General features: G+C 65.2%; 17 protein-coding genes. 8 read left to right on the top strand and 9 right to left on the bottom strand.

Going from position 1 to position 14,683, the window contains the following annotated elements; translation table 11 throughout:
• The first annotated feature begins 7 nt into the window (after positions 1–7).
• From GGD62_RS20200 to GGD62_RS20175, 6 genes are all read left to right on the top strand, one after another.
• Entirely contained in the window at positions 8–958 is a 951-nt protein-coding gene (locus GGD62_RS20200; protein WP_183258577.1) for an ABC transporter permease, read from the top strand.
• A complete protein-coding gene (locus tag GGD62_RS20195) occupies positions 945–1,817 on the top strand; it encodes an ABC transporter permease (RefSeq protein WP_018322759.1) in 873 nt (290 codons plus the stop codon). Before GGD62_RS20200 ends, GGD62_RS20195 begins: the two co-directional genes overlap by 14 nt.
• Entirely contained in the window at positions 1,814–2,806 is a 993-nt protein-coding gene (locus GGD62_RS20190; protein WP_183709767.1) for an ABC transporter ATP-binding protein, read from the top strand. Before GGD62_RS20195 ends, GGD62_RS20190 begins: the two co-directional genes overlap by 4 nt.
• Positions 2,803–3,774 carry an ABC transporter ATP-binding protein gene (locus GGD62_RS20185; protein WP_183709765.1) on the top strand — a complete coding sequence of 324 codons (972 nt, stop codon included), beginning with the start codon at positions 2,803–2,805 and terminating at the stop codon, positions 3,772–3,774. Before GGD62_RS20190 ends, GGD62_RS20185 begins: the two co-directional genes overlap by 4 nt.
• 75 nt (positions 3,775–3,849) lie before the next feature.
• Positions 3,850–4,917: an alcohol dehydrogenase gene (locus tag GGD62_RS20180; protein ID WP_183709763.1), complete on the top strand. Its 1,068-nt coding sequence runs from the start codon at positions 3,850–3,852 to the stop codon at positions 4,915–4,917.
• Between the two features lie 129 nt (positions 4,918–5,046).
• Positions 5,047–6,126 (top strand): isocitrate/isopropylmalate dehydrogenase family protein, encoded by a 1,080-nt coding sequence (locus GGD62_RS20175; RefSeq protein ID WP_183709760.1) that lies wholly within the window; start codon positions 5,047–5,049, stop codon positions 6,124–6,126.
• Positions 6,127–6,192: 66 nt separating this feature from the next.
• On the opposite strand, the gene GGD62_RS20170 is transcribed toward GGD62_RS20175, so the two are convergent.
• The 4 genes from GGD62_RS20170 to GGD62_RS20155 all read right to left on the bottom strand — a co-directional run bounded on the left by GGD62_RS20170 (position 6,193) and on the right by GGD62_RS20155 (position 9,127).
• Positions 6,193–6,480: a hypothetical protein gene (locus GGD62_RS20170; protein ID WP_018322764.1), complete on the bottom strand. Its 288-nt coding sequence runs from the start codon at positions 6,478–6,480 to the stop codon at positions 6,193–6,195.
• A 103-nt stretch (positions 6,481–6,583) separates the two neighbouring features.
• On the bottom strand, positions 6,584–7,405 hold the full coding sequence (locus tag GGD62_RS20165) for an enoyl-CoA hydratase (RefSeq protein ID WP_183709758.1): 822 nt from the start codon (positions 7,403–7,405) through the stop codon (positions 6,584–6,586).
• Between the two features lie 271 nt (positions 7,406–7,676).
• Entirely contained in the window at positions 7,677–8,048 is a 372-nt protein-coding gene (locus GGD62_RS20160) for a helix-turn-helix domain-containing protein (protein ID WP_020608151.1), read from the bottom strand.
• Positions 8,049–8,077: 29 nt separating this feature from the next.
• Positions 8,078–9,127 carry a LysR family transcriptional regulator gene (locus GGD62_RS20155; RefSeq protein WP_018322767.1) on the bottom strand — a complete coding sequence of 350 codons (1,050 nt, stop codon included), beginning with the start codon at positions 9,125–9,127 and terminating at the stop codon, positions 8,078–8,080.
• A gap of 481 nt (positions 9,128–9,608) precedes the next feature.
• Here GGD62_RS20155 and GGD62_RS20150 point away from each other — a divergent pair, with 481 nt between their 5' ends.
• Both GGD62_RS20150 and GGD62_RS20145 read left to right on the top strand, forming a co-directional pair.
• A complete protein-coding gene (locus GGD62_RS20150; RefSeq protein WP_018322768.1) occupies positions 9,609–9,875 on the top strand; it encodes a hypothetical protein in 267 nt (88 codons plus the stop codon).
• A 206-nt stretch (positions 9,876–10,081) separates the two neighbouring features.
• Positions 10,082–10,813: a cytochrome c biogenesis CcdA family protein gene (locus GGD62_RS20145; RefSeq protein WP_018322769.1), complete on the top strand. Its 732-nt coding sequence runs from the start codon at positions 10,082–10,084 to the stop codon at positions 10,811–10,813.
• 58 nt (positions 10,814–10,871) lie between these two features.
• On the opposite strand, the gene GGD62_RS20140 is transcribed toward GGD62_RS20145, so the two are convergent.
• Genes GGD62_RS20140 through GGD62_RS20120 form a run of 5 tightly spaced genes read right to left on the bottom strand, consistent with a single transcriptional unit; the run spans position 10,872 to position 14,640 of the window.
• The gene (locus GGD62_RS20140) at positions 10,872–11,927 is read right to left on the bottom strand and encodes an ABC transporter substrate-binding protein (protein ID WP_091965682.1); all 1,056 of its coding nucleotides are present in this window, start codon (positions 11,925–11,927) and stop codon (positions 10,872–10,874) included.
• 4 nt (positions 11,928–11,931) lie between these two features.
• Positions 11,932–12,264, bottom strand: coding sequence for a hypothetical protein (locus GGD62_RS20135; protein WP_018322771.1), 333 nt, complete (start codon positions 12,262–12,264; stop codon positions 11,932–11,934).
• Positions 12,261–13,019: an ABC transporter ATP-binding protein gene (locus GGD62_RS20130; RefSeq protein ID WP_028143059.1), complete on the bottom strand. Its 759-nt coding sequence runs from the start codon at positions 13,017–13,019 to the stop codon at positions 12,261–12,263. The genes GGD62_RS20135 and GGD62_RS20130 overlap by 4 nt, the downstream gene beginning before the upstream one ends.
• Positions 13,016–13,822 carry an ABC transporter permease gene (locus tag GGD62_RS20125; protein ID WP_183709756.1) on the bottom strand — a complete coding sequence of 269 codons (807 nt, stop codon included), beginning with the start codon at positions 13,820–13,822 and terminating at the stop codon, positions 13,016–13,018. Before GGD62_RS20125 ends, GGD62_RS20130 begins: the two co-directional genes overlap by 4 nt.
• A complete protein-coding gene (locus tag GGD62_RS20120) occupies positions 13,819–14,640 on the bottom strand; it encodes an ABC transporter permease (RefSeq protein ID WP_183709754.1) in 822 nt (273 codons plus the stop codon). The genes GGD62_RS20125 and GGD62_RS20120 overlap by 4 nt, the downstream gene beginning before the upstream one ends.
• Positions 14,641–14,683: the final 43 nt, after the last annotated feature.

Raw genomic sequence — 14,683 nt, 5'->3', positions numbered from 1 at the left:
TGGCGCGATGCTGAACTTCGTCGTTCGGCGGCTGCTTGCCATGCTGCCGGTGCTGCTCGCCGTCTCGCTGCTGACATTCCTGATCGCCTCGCTGCTGCCGGGCGATCTCGCTCTCGTCATCCTCGGCGATCAGGCGACGCCGGAGAATGTCGCGGCGCTACGCCGGGACATGGGGCTCGACCAGCCGCTGTGGTGGCGTTACCTGAGCTGGCTCGGTCACGTCCTGCAGGGCGATCTCGGCCGCTCGTTCCGTACCGGGCAGACGGTGCTTCAGGCGGTCGCCGAGCGCATTCCGGTTTCACTTCAATTGATGCTGATGGCCGAGTTCATCGGCCTGTTGATCGGCGTCCCGGTTGCGATCGCCTGCGCCGCGCGCGCCGGCGGCGCGTTCGACCGCTTCATGACCGGCAGTGCGTTTGCGATGCTGTCGATGCCGTCGTTCCTGGTGGCGATCCTGCTGATCTATCTGTTCGCGGTCGAGTTGCACTGGCTGCCGGCGACCGGCTATGTGCCGTTTACCGAGGCGCCGCTGGCGAATTTACGCTTCTTCGTGCTGCCGGCGCTGACGCTGGCGCTGGCCGAATGGCCTGGAATCATGCGGGTGCTGCGCTCCGACATGATCGCGACCCTGCAGGAGGATTATATCGCGCTCGCCAAGGCCAAGGGTCTCAAGCCCGCGCGCATCCTGTTCGTGCATGCGCTCAAGCCCTCGTCGCTGACGCTGGTGACGGTCACAGGCATCAATATCGGCCGCCTGCTCGGCGGCACGCTGATCGTGGAATCGATCTTCGCGCTACCGGGCATCGGCCGACTTCTAGTCGGGGCGATCTATACCCGCGACCTCGTCATCCTCCAGGGCGTGGTGCTGCTGGTCGCCTGCGGCTTCGTCATCGTGAATTTCATCGTCGACATGCTCTACGCCGTGCTCGACCCCAGGATCCGCCATGGCCACGCTTGAGCTCTCGATGCAGGACGAGGCGGTGCCCGTGCCGGTCGGCCGCAAGCGCAGGCTCGGCCTGTTGTTCTGGATCGCGAGTGCCTGGCTCGCGATCATCCTGACGCTCGCGATCCTCGCGCCGGTGCTGCCGCTGCAGAACCCTGTAGACATGGACATGCTGGAGCGCCGTGCGGCGTTCTCTTCCGAGCACTGGCTCGGCACCGATGGGCTCGGCCGCGACGAACTCTCCCGCCTGATTTTCGGGGCGCGGGTGTCGCTGACTGTCGGGCTGATCGCGCCGATGATCGGCCTTACGCTCGGCGGCGCGCTTGGGCTGCTCGCCGGCTATTTCCGCGGCCGGTTTGAGACGCTGGTGGTGGGCAGCATGGACGTGCTGCTCGCCTTTCCGCCGCTGATCTTCGCGCTCGCCGTGACCGCCTATCTCGGCCAGTCCGTCCCCAACCTCACCTTGATTCTCGGTGTGCTCGGCATTCCCGCGTTTATGCGCGTGGCGCGCGCGGCGACGCTGAGCTTGGCTCGCCGCGAATTCGTGATCGCGGCCGAGGCGCTAGGTGCCAGCCATGCGCGCATCCTCATGCGCGAGCTGTTGCCGAACGTGATCCTGCCGCTGCTGGCCTTCTTCCTGCTCGGCGTCGCCGTCACCATCGTGGTCGAGGGGGCGCTGTCCTTCCTCGGTCTCGGCGTGCCGCCGCCGATGGCGAGCTGGGGCAGCATGATCGGCGAGGGGCGCGACAGCCTCGACGTCGCGCCGCGGCTGGCGTTCCTGCCGGCGGCCGGACTGTTCCTCACCGTGCTGGCCTTCAATCTGGTCGGCGACACCTTGCGGGCACTGACCGACCCGCGTCAGGGGGCGCTGTGAGCGCTGCGCTGCTGACCATCGAGGACGTTGCAGTCGAGCTACCGACGCCGCGCGGCAATCTGCGCGCCGTGGATCATGTCGATCTGTCGCTGGAGGCGGGCCGCACGCTCGGAATCGTCGGCGAATCCGGTTGCGGCAAGACCATGCTGTCGCGCGCGGTGCTTCAACTGCTGCCGAAAAAAGCAAGGCTCACGGGCCGCGTGATGTTCGACGGCCAGGACCTGGTGCGGCTCGCGCCGGAAAGCCTGCGTCGCTTGCGCGGGCGCGATCTCGCGGTCGTGTTCCAGGACCCCATGACCTCGCTCAACCCGGTGCTGACCATCGGCACGCAGTTGATGGAGACGATCCAGGAGCATCTCGAGCTTGACGTCTCCGCGGCACGGAAGCGCAGCATCGAGCTGCTGGCGGCCGTCGGCATTCCCGCGCCGGAGCAGCGGCTCGCGCAATATCCGCATCAATGTTCCGGCGGCATGCGCCAGCGCATTGCGATTGCGATCGCGCTGTCCTGCGAGCCGAAGCTCTTGATTGCGGACGAGCCGACCACGGCGCTCGACGTCACCATCCAGGCGCAGATCCTCGATCTGCTCGCGCGCGAGCAGCGCCGCCGCCACATGGCCATGATCATCATCACCCACGATCTCGGCGTGGTCGCCGGCCGGGCCGACGAGGTCGCGGTGATGTATGCGGGCAGGGTGGTGGAGCGCGCGCCGACGCAAGCCTTGTTCAAGCGTATGCACATGCCCTACACCGAAGCGCTGCTGGCGGCGATCCCGAAGCTGGATGCCGCGCCGCATACGCCGCTGCCGGCGATCTCCGGCCGTCCGCCCGATCCGACACGACCGCTCAAGGGCTGCTCCTTTGCGCCGCGCTGCCGCTATGCCGCTAGCCGCTGTCATGAGGCCAAGCCCGACCTGAAGAGCGCTGAGAAGCCCGATCATCTCTATGCCTGCTTCCACCCGATCCAGATGGCGGAAGGAATCGGCGCATGATGCAGCTTGCCGCGCGCGTCGAGCCGCTGCTGAACGTCGACAATCTCGTCGTCGAATATGGCCTCGGCAACAAGACGGTGCACGCCGTCTCCGGCGTCAGCCTCCAGGTCGCGCGCGGCGAGACGCTCGGGCTGGTCGGAGAATCCGGCTGCGGCAAGTCGACGCTGGGGCGCGCCGTGCTGCAATTGCGCCGCGCCAAATCCGGCCGGGTGCTGTTCGACGGCGAGGACCTGACGGCGATGGAGGGCGAGGCGCTGCGCAAGATGCGGCGCCGCGTGCAACTGATTTTCCAGGATCCGATCGCCTCGCTCAATCCGCGCCGTCGCATCGGCGACATCGTGGCCGAACCGCTGATCATCGCCGGCGTCAGGGATGCCGCCGAGCGCAAGCGTAGGGTTTACGAGGTGCTCTCTGCGGTCGGGCTCGATCCTGATCTCGTCGCGGGCCGCCTGCCGCATGAGTTCTCCGGTGGGCAGTGCCAGCGCATCTGCATCGCGCGATCGCTGGTGCTTAACCCCGAGTTCATTGTCTGCGACGAGCCGGTCTCGGCGCTGGACGTCTCCATCCGCGCGCAGATCCTCAATTTGCTGGAGGAGATGAAGGGGCGCTTCGGCCTGACGCTGTTGTTCATCGCGCATGATCTCGCGGTGGTCAAAGCGGTCAGCGACCGCGTCGCGGTGATGTATCTCGGCCGGCTTTGCGAGGTCGGTCCGTCGGAGCAATTGTTTGCAAATCCGGCGCATCCCTATACCGGGCTCTTGTTGCAGGCGATCCCGGTGCCCGATCCGGATATGCGTCCCGCCGAGAGTGTGGCAGCGGGTGAGCCACCATCGCCGATTGCGCCGCCGTCCGGCTGCCGCTTCCGCACCCGTTGCCCGCGGGCCGACCAGCGATGCAGCGCTGAGGTACCGGAGTTGCGCGAAATCGCACCCGGCCAGTTCGCGGCTTGCCATCATCCGCTGGCCTGAACTAAGACCGGTTTGTCTCGCCTTGCCGGCCATGGCATGGTGGCGCGGCGACAAGAAGAATGCGGGAGAACGCCGATGAAGAGTTTCAAGGTTGCCGATTTCAAGGCGCCGCTGCAGGAGTTCGACGAGGCGACGCCGCAGCCGTCGGGCATGCAGGTGCTGATCAAGGTAAAGGCCGCCGGCGTCTGCCACAGCGACCTCCACATCTGGGAGGGCGGCTATGATCTCGGCCACGGCCGCAAGCCGCTGTCGCTGAAGGACCGCGGCATCAACCTGCCGCTGACCATGGGTCACGAGACGGTCGGCGAAATCCTGGCCTTCGGCCCCGACGTGAAACCGACCGACCAGGGCGACCTCAAGCTCGGCGAAGTCGGCCTGGTCTATCCCTGGATCGGCTGCGGCAAATGCGCGACGTGCCTGGCCGGTGACGAGAACATGTGCCTGACGCCGCGCTCGCTCGGCGTCTATTGCGACGGCGGCTATTCCGATCACATGCTGGTGCCGCATCCGCGCTACCTGCTCAATCTGAGAGGGCTCGACCCGGCGACGACCGCGCCCTATGCCTGCTCGGGCGTCACCACCTACAGCGCGCTCAAGAAGGTCGAGCAGCATTTCGACACCCCGATCGTGATGTTCGGCGCGGGCGGGCTTGGCCTGATGGCGCTGTCGCTGCTGAAGGCGATGGGCGGCAAGGGCGCTATCATGGTCGATATCGATGCCAGGAAGCGTGAGGCGGCGGAGAAGGCCGGCGCGCTCGCCACCGTCGACCCCAAGGCGCCGGATGCGCTGGAGCAGCTTGCCAAGAAGGCGGGCGGGCCGATCCGCGCCGTGATCGACCTCGTCGGCAATGCCGCGACGACGCAGCTTGGATTCGACTGCCTGACCAAGGGCGGCAAGCTCGTGATCGTTGGCCTGTTCGGCGGCGGCGCGACCTGGGCGCTGCCCCTGATTCCGATCAAGGCAGTGACGATTCAGGGCAGCTATGTCGGAAACCTGCGCGAGACGCAGGAATTGCTCGATCTCGTCCGCACCAAGAAGGTGCCGCCGATCCCGGTGACGACGGCACCGCTCGCCAAGGCCAACGACGCGCTGGTGCAATTGCAGCAGGGCGCGGTGGTCGGGCGCACAGTGCTGACGCCGTAGTGAACACTCTCTCCTCCGTCATTGAGCGAAGCGACGAAGCAATCCAGACTGCCTCTGCGGATGGATTTCTGGATTGCTTCGCTTCGCTCGCAGTGACGACTTGGCTAGCTCCTTTCCTTGAGGCCCTAAATGTCCGCAAACAACGCCTTCCACATTGCCGTGCTCGCCGGTGACGGCATCGGTCCCGAAGTCATGGCGCCGGCCCTCGAGGTGCTGCGCAAGATCGAGCAGAAATCGGATTTGCGCTTTCGCTTCACCGAGGCACCCGCCGGCGCCAACAATTATCGTGCCACCGGCAAGTCGATGCCTGACTCGACCATCAAGCTGTGCGAGGAGGCGGACGCAATCCTGCTCGGCGCCTGCGGCCTGCCGTCGGTGCGCTACCCCGACAATACCGAGATCGCGCCGCAGATCGAGCTGCGCTTCATCTTCGATCTCTATGCCGGCGTGCGGCCGGCGCGCCTCATTCCGGGCGTGCCGAGCCCGATCGTCGGCGCTGATGCGCGCGGCATCGATCTCGTCGTGATCCGGGAATCGACCGAAGGCCTGTTCGCCTCGATGGGCAAGGGCGTCGTCACCCATGAGGACGCGCGCGAGACCATGGTGATCACACGCAGGACCTCCGAGCGCCTGTTCGACTTCTCGTTTCGCCTCGCCGAGCGGCGCAAGGCGCGCGGCAAGCCCGGCGCGCTTGCCTGCGTCGACAAGGCGAACGTGTTCAAGGCGTTCGCGTTCTTTCGCGGCATTTTCGACGAGATCGCGAAGAAGCATCCCGAGGTGAAGACCGACCGGCTCTATGTCGATGCCTGCTCGGCGATGCTGGTGAAGCGGCCCTGGGATTTCGACGTGATGGTGATGGAGAACATGTTCGGCGACATCGTCTCCGACATCACCGCGAGCCTGATCGGCGGCCTCGGCATGGCGCCGTCGGCGGACATCGGCGACAAATATGCCGTGTTCCAGCCCTGCCACGGCACCGCGCCCGACATCATGGGGCAGGGCAAGGCCAATCCCACCGGCATGATCCTGTCGGCAGCGATGATGCTGGACTGGCTCGCCGACAAGCACGGCGTCGAGAGCGCGGCGGAAGCCGGCGAGACGATCGAGCGTGCAGTGGATCAGATCTATGCCGGCGGCATCAAGCCGATGGAGTTCGGCGGCAACAACGGCACCGCCGATATCACGAAGGCGGTGCTAGGGGCGCTCTGAGAAGCAGCCGAGTCGCGGCGCCAGTTCATCTCAAAAGAAAAAGGGGCCTCGCGGCCCCTTTGTCGTTCACCAGCGGCGCCAATGATGGTGTCGATGGCCCCAGCCCCACGGGCGCGGGCCGTAGAAGCGTCGCGGGCCGCCGTAATAGCCGTAGGCGCCGTAATAGTTCGGACGCCAGAAGCAGCGGCCCCAGGGGTTGCATACCCAGCGCACCTGATCGACGTCAGCGGCCGGACCGCTTGCAATCTTGTCCGCCTGCGGGATGCCATTCGGCATGGCCGCGAACGCCTCGCCCGACGCGAGCGTCACACCGCCGATGGCAACCAGAGCAAGAACAGCAGATTTCAGTGTCATCGCGATCTCCCTCGTTGTGACGGGAGAACTTTCGTCAGATCAACTGGTTGCAACCGCACGGAGTTGCACGAGGAATTTAATCTTCGTGAACGTCGGTTCAGCTTCAACGCCCCTGGAACTGCGGTTTGCGCTTTTCCATGAAGGCCTGCCGGCCCTCGCGAAAATCCCGGGAATCCATGCAGGCGTTGCCGATCGCCTTGATCGCGTCCATGTCGCGCTGGCTCTCATCCTTCAGCACCTGCGCGATGGTGATTTTGGCGGCCTTGATCGCGAGCGGGGCGTTCCGCGAGATCGTCTCGGCAATCGTCATGGTCTCGCCCCAGAGCTCGTCGACCGGGAACACGCGCTCGATAAGGCCAATGCGCAGCGCTTCGGCGGAGTCGATGCGCATGCCCGTGTACATCAGGAGCCGCGCCCAGGACGGGCCGACCAGCGACACCAGGTGGCGGAGGCCGTCAAAGCCATAGGCGATGCCGAGCTTGGCCGCGGGAATGCCGAACTGGCTGCCGTGCGCGGCGATGCGGATGTCGGCGAGCATCGCGACCTGCATGCCGCCGCCGAGGCAAAAACCCTCGATGCAGGCAATCGTCGGCTTGGGATAGTCTGCGAGCAGTGCGCGCTGGGCGGCGCTGCGCCTGGCATATTCCTCAGAGGCCGCCGCGTTGTGCCGGGTCTTCTCGAACTGGCTGATGTCGGCGCCGGAGACGAAGGCCTTACCGCCGGCTCCGCGCAGGACCACGACGCGCACCGTCTCGTCGTCGCGCAAGGCGGTCAGCGCCTCGCCAAATCCCTCCCACATCTCCAGCGACATCGCGTTGCGCTTGTCGGGATTGTTGAAGGTGATCACGCCGACGCCGTCGGTGGTGTGCTGGAAAATCTTGCCGTCCGCGTAGGGGGTACCGGTCGTGCTGAATATGTCGGACATCGCGCGCTCGCTCGTCATGTGCGAGGGGCAATGTGCTGCGCTGGCGCTTCCGGGGTCAACCGGGCAGGGTGGGCGAGTCTGCATCCGCCTGTACCGGGATTGCATGGCGCGTCGTCCCGAGTGTCGCGCGTGCAAAGAAAAGGGGCGGTCGTGCCGCCCCGCAAAGGCCGCGCGCAAGCGCGCGAGCCGGAATATGATCGTTCAATCCGGCCGCGTCCCCGCGACGCGGCGGATTGAAGATCGGCCGTAAAGGCCAGACCGTCGACCGGTCTCAGCTCTCGTTCGCCGCGATCGATTCCATCAGCGAGACCAGCTGACGCTGCACGGTCTGGTCCTTGATCTTGCTGTACGCGCGCAGCAAGCGGAGGCTGAAGGCCGAATCGAGGAACAGCAGGCTCTCGACTTCGCGCGCCTTGTTGTCACCGTCGTAGAAGAAGGTCACGGGCACGTCGAGGGCGGAAGCGATCTGCTGCAGACGAGCCGCGCCGACGCGATTGACGCCCTTCTCGTATTTCTGGACCTGCTGGAAGCTGACGCCAAGCTTCTCGCCGAGCTCGGCCTGCGAGATCTTCATCTCGACGCGCCGCAGACGAATCCGCTTGCCAAGCTCGATGTCCGGCTTGCCAGCGCTGCGCTGCTTCATTCTTTTCGCCGCTGCTTTCATCTTCGTTTTCACCTTTGTTCTTCGGTTGAAAATCCCCCGAAGAGCTGGGTCAGGGGTTCGCCCATATACGAGTCCTTGAATTCATGCGGATGCACGAACTCTTCCTTAAACCACGGGAAGCGAGCCGGACTGAAAGCTTCGATCAGCCAATCAATCATGTGCCGCACGCGCGGAATACGGCCGCTACCGGGATGGTAGGACAACCAGATATCCAGCGGTCGGTTCAACTCGACCTCCAGTGGAATCAACTTCCCGCCAAGCGCAATGGCGTAGCTCGGAAAGACGCCGATGCCGGCGCCATTCGCGACCGCCCAGTAGTTGGCGCTTGAGACGTTGGTCTTCATGACCAGAAGGTCACGTTCCGACACGCCCGGGAAGAAGCTCTCGAAGGATTCCTTGGCGGCAAGCTGGTCGGCGAATTGCAGCACCAGGCGATGCTTGATCAATTCCGCCGCCGTGCGCGGCGCGCCATGCTTCTCGATGTATTTCTCGGAGGCCCAGAACATCAGATGCATGCGGCCGAGCCGCACCAGCTTGATGTCGAGCGCGGAGGGACGCGACAGATGGATGGCGACGTCGGCCTCGTGGCGCGAGACGTCGGCCGAGCGCATCGCGCAATGCAGGTCGACCAGGATCTTCGGATAGGCCTGCTGGAATTCAACCAGGCGCGGGGCGAGCCAGAACGTGCCGAGCCCCTCGGTGACGGCGACGCGCACCTCGCCGGACAGGGCGTTGGCCATCGAATCGCTGGCGCGCAGCACGTCGAAGGTGGCGGCCTCCATGCGCTCGACGGCGGAGACCACCAGCGCGCCTTCATCGGTCAGATGGGTGCCGTGGACGTCACGCGTGAACAGTGTGGTGCCGGTCTGGCGTTCGAAATCGTCGATTCGCCGGCGCACGGCGTTGATCGACAGCGACAGGCGCTCAGCCGCCGATCGGAAACTTCCGCATCGGACGACTTCAAGGAATATGCGAGCGGCATCCCAATCAGAGAGGCCGCTGAGATTTGTCTTTGGGCGTTCCGCCACAGGAACGCCCCTTTCCGCCAAGGAGTGCATACAATTTCCTTCGGGTGGCTAAACTGGCAGAATCTGGCGCAAACCACAACTACTGCGAGTTGGGGGATGATGAGTTTTGAACGTCATCCTTACTACGTCGTGGGTGGTATCTGAATGCTGCCAAGGCTGGGAATCGGGCGGACCATCGCCCGGATGAGGGGTGTGGCGTGAGTTCCGTTGCGAGCCGTGAAATGGCTGCGGGATTGCAGGCGCTGTCCGTAATGAATGTGCTTGCGCGAAAGCCGGCGCCGTCTCCTTCAATGGATCAATCACAGCGGGCCGGGCGTTTGCTCTCGGACTGCTTCGATCGCGGCCAACGGCGCAGCGCGGCGAAGTTAGCCAGAACCGCTGTTCCGCGGCAGAAACCCACTGAAATCAGGTTCAGAGGCGCTGTGGCCTCGTGCTATCCTCCGTATTCCATGGGGGCCGAAGGGGTCGTCACCAACACGTCTCGCAGGCCGAATTAACGGAAAGAACGCCGGTGTCGCATTCAGACGAACAATTGCAGTCGGTGCTGGAAACGCTCGAGGGGTGCCGCAGGGTTCTCAACGCGTGCGACAGCCGTGAGTCGGCCGAGCTGCTGTCGATTGTCATCCTCGACGTCAGGATGAAACTCAAAGGAATTGACAGTGCCGAACTCAAGGCACTGTGCGACGAAATGTTGCGGAGCGCTGCGAGCGAGCCGCCGTCCCCTTCCAAGCAGACGCAGGACCAGCCCCGGCGTCCGCTGCTCCGCGTGGTGAAGTAGCCACGCCGCCGAATCTCGCTTTTTGGCGAGGTTTGTGCGCGTCCCGATGCCGCACCTGTGATCGCAGGCGGCATCGGGAGGAGCCCTGGTTTGGTGCGCCTCTGTTGCGCATTCTCCGGCATCGGTTACACCAGAGCCGGTTCGGCTCCTGGCCGCGCGCATTCCCGGCGCGCCGCACCGGTGCCTGAGATGGCTCAGACGGCATCATGCAAAATGTTTCGATCCCGGCGGCGCTGATTGCCGGCCTCGTCAGCTTCCTCTCGCCTTGCGTCCTGCCCCTGGTCCCGCCCTATCTGATCTACCTGACGGGCGCCACGATCGAGCATGTCGAGAGCGACGAGCCGGGCTCGGCCTCCAAGCGCGCGATCATGATGTCGGCGCTCCTGTTCGTGCTCGGCTTCTCCACGGTGTTCGTCGCCCTCGGCGCCAGCGCCTCGCTGATCGGCGGGCTGATCCGTGCCTGGTCGGCGGAGCTGTCGATCCTCGCCGGCATCGTCATCATCATCATGGGCCTGCACTTCCTCGGACTGACCCGCATCGGCCTGTTGATGCGCGAGGGACGGCTGCCGATCCCCAAGCCGGTCGGCCTCTGGGGCGCCTATATCATGGGGCTCGCCTTCGCCTTCGGCTGGACGCCCTGCATCGGCCCGATCCTCGCCGCGATCCTGTCGATCGCCGCCGCTGAGGCCACGGTGGCGAAGGGCGCGGGCCTGCTCGCGGTCTATTCGGCCGGTCTCGGCATTCCCTTCCTGATCGCCGCGCTGATGATCGAGCAGTTCTCCGCGCTGTTCGCGCGCATGAAGGGCCATCTCGTCAATGTCGAGCGCGCCATGGGCGTCCTGATGGTGATCACCGGCATCGGCTTTCTCACCGGCGCGGTCTCGAATGTGAGCATCTGGCTGCTGGAGACGTTCCCGGCGCTGCAGACCATCGGGTAGGGCGCAATCCGGAAAATGCCGGCGCGCTGATCGCGCCGGCCTCGTCGTGTGCAACTGCTTAGGGTTTGAACACGTAGCCCGGCGAGATCGCCGCCGTCTCCGGGATCGGCGGCAGATCGGCGAACAGTTCGGGACGATCCTTCATGACCTTGAGAATGTGCTTCGGCTCGATATGCGCATTGACGTCGAAGGTCGATTTGAGGATGCCGAGGCGGGAGAGCCGATCCTCGGCGCTCCAGAGCGCGCGGTAATTGTTCGCCGACAGCCGGCGGTCCGCCTGCTGGATGTTGAACTGCATCGCAGCCTCGGCGACGTCCTGCTTCAGCCCCGGAATCCAGCGCGTGGCGACTTGCGCCGCCTGCTTCGGGTTCTTGCGCATCCATTGATCGGCTTCGGAGACCGCGGCGAGGAATTTCTCGATGGTCTCGCCGTTGGCCTGCACCCAGGGGCGAAGCGCGACGTTGAATCCGATATAGGAGATCACGTCGCCGCCCCTGATGATCTCGACCGCGCCGGGCACATCCTTGCCTGCAACGATCGGCCAGGGATCCCAGCCCGAGAACGCGTCGATGCCCTTGGCGAGCAGGGCGACGGTCATGTCCGGCGGCGGCGTGTTGACCAGCGTCACGTCATCGGGCTTCAGCCCGGCCTTCTCCAGCGTCGCCAGGATGTAGAGGTGGTTGATCGTGCCGAAGGAGGCCGCGATCTTCTTGCCCTTGAGCGTCGAGAGGTCACCCTTGACGATGCCTGAACCTTCACGCGCAATGATCGCCATGGTGGCATCGGAGCCGGCCTTGGTGGCGTTGCCGCTGTAATTGCCGAGTGCGACAAGGTCCATGCCGCGCAGCACGGCGCCGATCATGGGCACGCCGACCTGCACGATCTCGCTCTCGCCGGCCTGCAATGCGTTCAGCGCGTCGACGCCGGTCGCGTAGGGGCGTGCGATCGTGACATCGAGCCCGTACTTCTCGAAGAAGCCGCGCTCGAGTGCGATCGGCAGGCCGATCTGGTCGATGCCGGTGACCATGCCGGCCTTCAGTTTCGTCGGGGTCTGGGCGCTCGCCGGCACCATGCCGGCCAAGAGCGCGATTCCGAGCAGCAAGAGTCGTTTCATATTCTCAGCCTCCCTCTTTTATCGGCCCCACCGCCGTCACCCAATAGGGGCGGGCAACGGCGTTGAGGTCCGTTCGTTTGACGCCGCGTAGTTCGATCGAATGCTCGTCCGTTCCCGAGACGCGTCCATATTGCTGGAATGCGAGCACGTGGAAGCGCTCCGGCGTGAACGGCAGCTCGATCTGCACGTTCACTTTTTCCGAGGTTCCCGTGAGCTCCGGCGAGATCTTTCCCGGCGCGGCGACCGTCAACCAGAGTTGGAACAGCGCCCATGCGGCAATCGTGCCGAGCACGATGCGGCCCTTGGGCGAGCGCAGGGCGTCGGAAGCGATGCTCATGCCGCGCGCACCATCTGAAGCACGCGCGCCGAGAGCTGCTTGAAGTGGTCGTCCTTGACGAGGTCGTCCCAGACGCGGGGACGCGGCAGGTCGACCGCGATCTCGTCGAGCACGCGTCCCTTCGACAGCACGACCACGCGGTTGGCGAGAAACACCGCTTCCGGCACGTCATGGGTGATGAAGATCACCGTCGGCTTGCGCTCCTGCCAGATCCGGGTCAGCTCCTCCTGGAGCGTCATGCGCGTCTGCGCGTCGACGCTGGCGAACGGTTCGTCCATCAGCAGGACGTCGGGATTGTTGGCGAGCGCGCGCACCACGCCGACGCGCTGCTGCATGCCGCCGGAGAGCTCGTTGGGATAGCGGTGCGCCGCATGCGACAGCCCCGCCAGCGCGAGATATTCGCGCGCGATGCGGTCGCGCTCGGCCTTCGGAACGCCGCGCATCTTCGGGCCGAAGCCGACATTGTCGAGCACCGTCTTCCAGGGAAACAGCGCGAACGACTGGAACACGACGCCACGCTCGGGGCCGGGCCCGTGCACCGGCTTGCCGTCGAGCAGGATGTCGCCCTTCGAATAGGGAATGAAGCCGGCGATCATGTTGAGGATCGTCGTCTTGCCGCAGCCGGACGGGCCGACCACGGAGATGAACTCGCCGGGTTCGACGTCCAGCGAGACGTCGTGAACGGCGGTGACATGCGCGCCTGCGTAAGGATCGAAGTAGGTCTTGCCGAGATTGCGCAGCGAAAGCGTCTTCATGATGTCACCAATCCCCAGCGTTGGCCGGTCACGCGCTCGAGCGGCGCGAGGACCCAGGCGTCCACGATGTACCAGAGCAATCCGAGAATGATCATGCCGAGCAGAATCTCGACGGTGGAGCCGGCGCGGCGGGCATCGAACATCATGAAGCCGATGCCCGATGTGCCGACGATCATCTCGACTGCAATCAGCGCGCGCCAGCCATAACCGAGGCCGTTGCGCAGGCCCGTGATGATGTTGGGCAGCGCGCCCGGCAGCGTCACCTCCCAGAGCACCCGCGCGCGCGAGGCACCGAGGCTCAGGGCGGCGCGCGCGAGGTCGCGCGGCACGGATTCGACCCCGAGCACGGTGTTGAGCACGACCGGGAACAGCACAGTGTAGACGATGACGAAGGTCATCGTCGTCAGTCCGAAGCCGAACCAGATCAAGAGGATCGGCAGCCAGGCGATGTCGCCGATCGCCTGGAAGAACAGCAGCACCGGCCAGCAGATCCGGTGCGCCCAGCGGCTCGTGCCGATCAGGATGCCCAAGGGAATGCCGAGCGCCATGCCGAGGGCGGCGCCGGTCGCGAGCCGGATCAGGCTGTCCTGGAGATAGTCGGGCAGGATCCCCTTGTAGGTGAGCGCGAAGAACGCGCGTACCACGTCGGCGGGGCCCGGGAAGAACGCGCGCGGAAACACCCCGGCCTCGCTGACCGCGGTCCACAGCGCGAGCACCGGGATGAAGGGAATGATGGCGGCGATCCCCGGCCAGCGCCGGGTCAGGCGGGTGTAGCCGCCCCAGATTTGCAGCAGCAGGTTCATGCGCGCCTCACCAAGCCCCAGCGTTCGATGGTCGCCCGTTCCAGCGGGACCAGCAGTAGACGGTCGATCAGTAGCCAGAGCACGCCGATCACGATCATGCCGAACACGATCACCTCGGTGCGGTAGAAGTCGCGCGCCACGAACAGCATGTAGCCGAGCCCGACATTGGTCGCGATCATCTCGGCGGCGATCAGGCCGCGCCACGCAAAGCCCAGGCCGGTGCGGATGCCGGTGACGATGTTGGGCAGCGCGCCCGGCAGCAGCACTTCGGTCAGTAGCGCCCCGCGGCCGGCGCCGAGCGAGGCGGCAGCATTGCGCAGCGTGTGTGGAATGGTCCTGACGCCGAGCAGGGTGTTGTAGGCGACGACGAAGAACACGGCGTTGAAGATCACGAAGACGATCGCGCCGAAGCCGTAGCCGAACCACAAGGTTGCGATCGGGATCCAGGCGATGCCGGCGAGCACCGAGAAGAAGCGGAACAATGGCGTGAGAAAAGCCGCCACCGTCGGGCTCACGCCCATGGCGATGCCAAGCGGTACGGCGGTGGCGATGCCAATCAGCGTGCCGAGGCCGACGCGAAGCAGGCTGGCGCCGACATGGGCGAACAACGTGCCGTCGCGGATCGACTCCATGGCGGCCGCGCCGACCGCACCGACCGAGGGAAACACGCGCGGATTGACGTTGAACAGCGGGACCACGATCGCCCAGATCGCCACCAGCGCAAGCAGCGGTGCGACGAACATCGCAGCGCCCGCCAGCGAATTGACGCTGCGGATCAATCGCGACGATCGACCTTTCAGACTGCCCGTCACCTGCATTTGACCTCCCTGACGTTCAGCTATGCCTGTGCCGGCATTTCAC

Source organism: Bradyrhizobium sp. ERR14 (assembly GCF_014198235.1).
In the GTDB taxonomy this organism is placed as follows: domain Bacteria; phylum Pseudomonadota; class Alphaproteobacteria; order Rhizobiales; family Xanthobacteraceae; genus Bradyrhizobium.
This window is presented reverse-complemented; position numbering and strand designations above follow the sequence as displayed.

Bases quoted from the DNA above. Each gene is read 5' to 3' on its own strand.
- GGD62_RS20195 (WP_018322759.1), top strand. From the start codon at position 945: ATGGCCACGCTTGAGCTCTCGATGCAGGACGAGGCGGTGCCCGTGCCG.
- GGD62_RS20140 (WP_091965682.1), bottom strand. From the start codon at position 11,927: ATGAAACGACTCTTGCTGCTCGGAATCGCGCTCTTGGCCGGCATGGTG.
- GGD62_RS20185 (WP_183709765.1), top strand. From the start codon at position 2,803: ATGATGCAGCTTGCCGCGCGCGTCGAGCCGCTGCTGAACGTCGACAAT.
- GGD62_RS20155 (WP_018322767.1), bottom strand. From the start codon at position 9,127: ATGCACTCCTTGGCGGAAAGGGGCGTTCCTGTGGCGGAACGCCCAAAG.
- GGD62_RS20175 (WP_183709760.1), top strand. From the start codon at position 5,047: ATGTCCGCAAACAACGCCTTCCACATTGCCGTGCTCGCCGGTGACGGC.
- GGD62_RS20120 (WP_183709754.1), bottom strand. From the start codon at position 14,640: ATGCAGGTGACGGGCAGTCTGAAAGGTCGATCGTCGCGATTGATCCGC.
- GGD62_RS20180 (WP_183709763.1), top strand. From the start codon at position 3,850: ATGAAGAGTTTCAAGGTTGCCGATTTCAAGGCGCCGCTGCAGGAGTTC.
- GGD62_RS20170 (WP_018322764.1), bottom strand. From the start codon at position 6,480: ATGACACTGAAATCTGCTGTTCTTGCTCTGGTTGCCATCGGCGGTGTG.
- GGD62_RS20125 (WP_183709756.1), bottom strand. From the start codon at position 13,822: ATGAACCTGCTGCTGCAAATCTGGGGCGGCTACACCCGCCTGACCCGG.
- GGD62_RS20165 (WP_183709758.1), bottom strand. From the start codon at position 7,405: ATGTCCGACATATTCAGCACGACCGGTACCCCCTACGCGGACGGCAAG.
- GGD62_RS20145 (WP_018322769.1), top strand. From the start codon at position 10,082: ATGCAAAATGTTTCGATCCCGGCGGCGCTGATTGCCGGCCTCGTCAGC.
- GGD62_RS20200 (WP_183258577.1), top strand. From the start codon at position 8: ATGCTGAACTTCGTCGTTCGGCGGCTGCTTGCCATGCTGCCGGTGCTG.
- GGD62_RS20135 (WP_018322771.1), bottom strand. From the start codon at position 12,264: ATGAGCATCGCTTCCGACGCCCTGCGCTCGCCCAAGGGCCGCATCGTG.
- GGD62_RS20160 (WP_020608151.1), bottom strand. From the start codon at position 8,048: ATGAAGCAGCGCAGCGCTGGCAAGCCGGACATCGAGCTTGGCAAGCGG.
- GGD62_RS20130 (WP_028143059.1), bottom strand. From the start codon at position 13,019: ATGAAGACGCTTTCGCTGCGCAATCTCGGCAAGACCTACTTCGATCCT.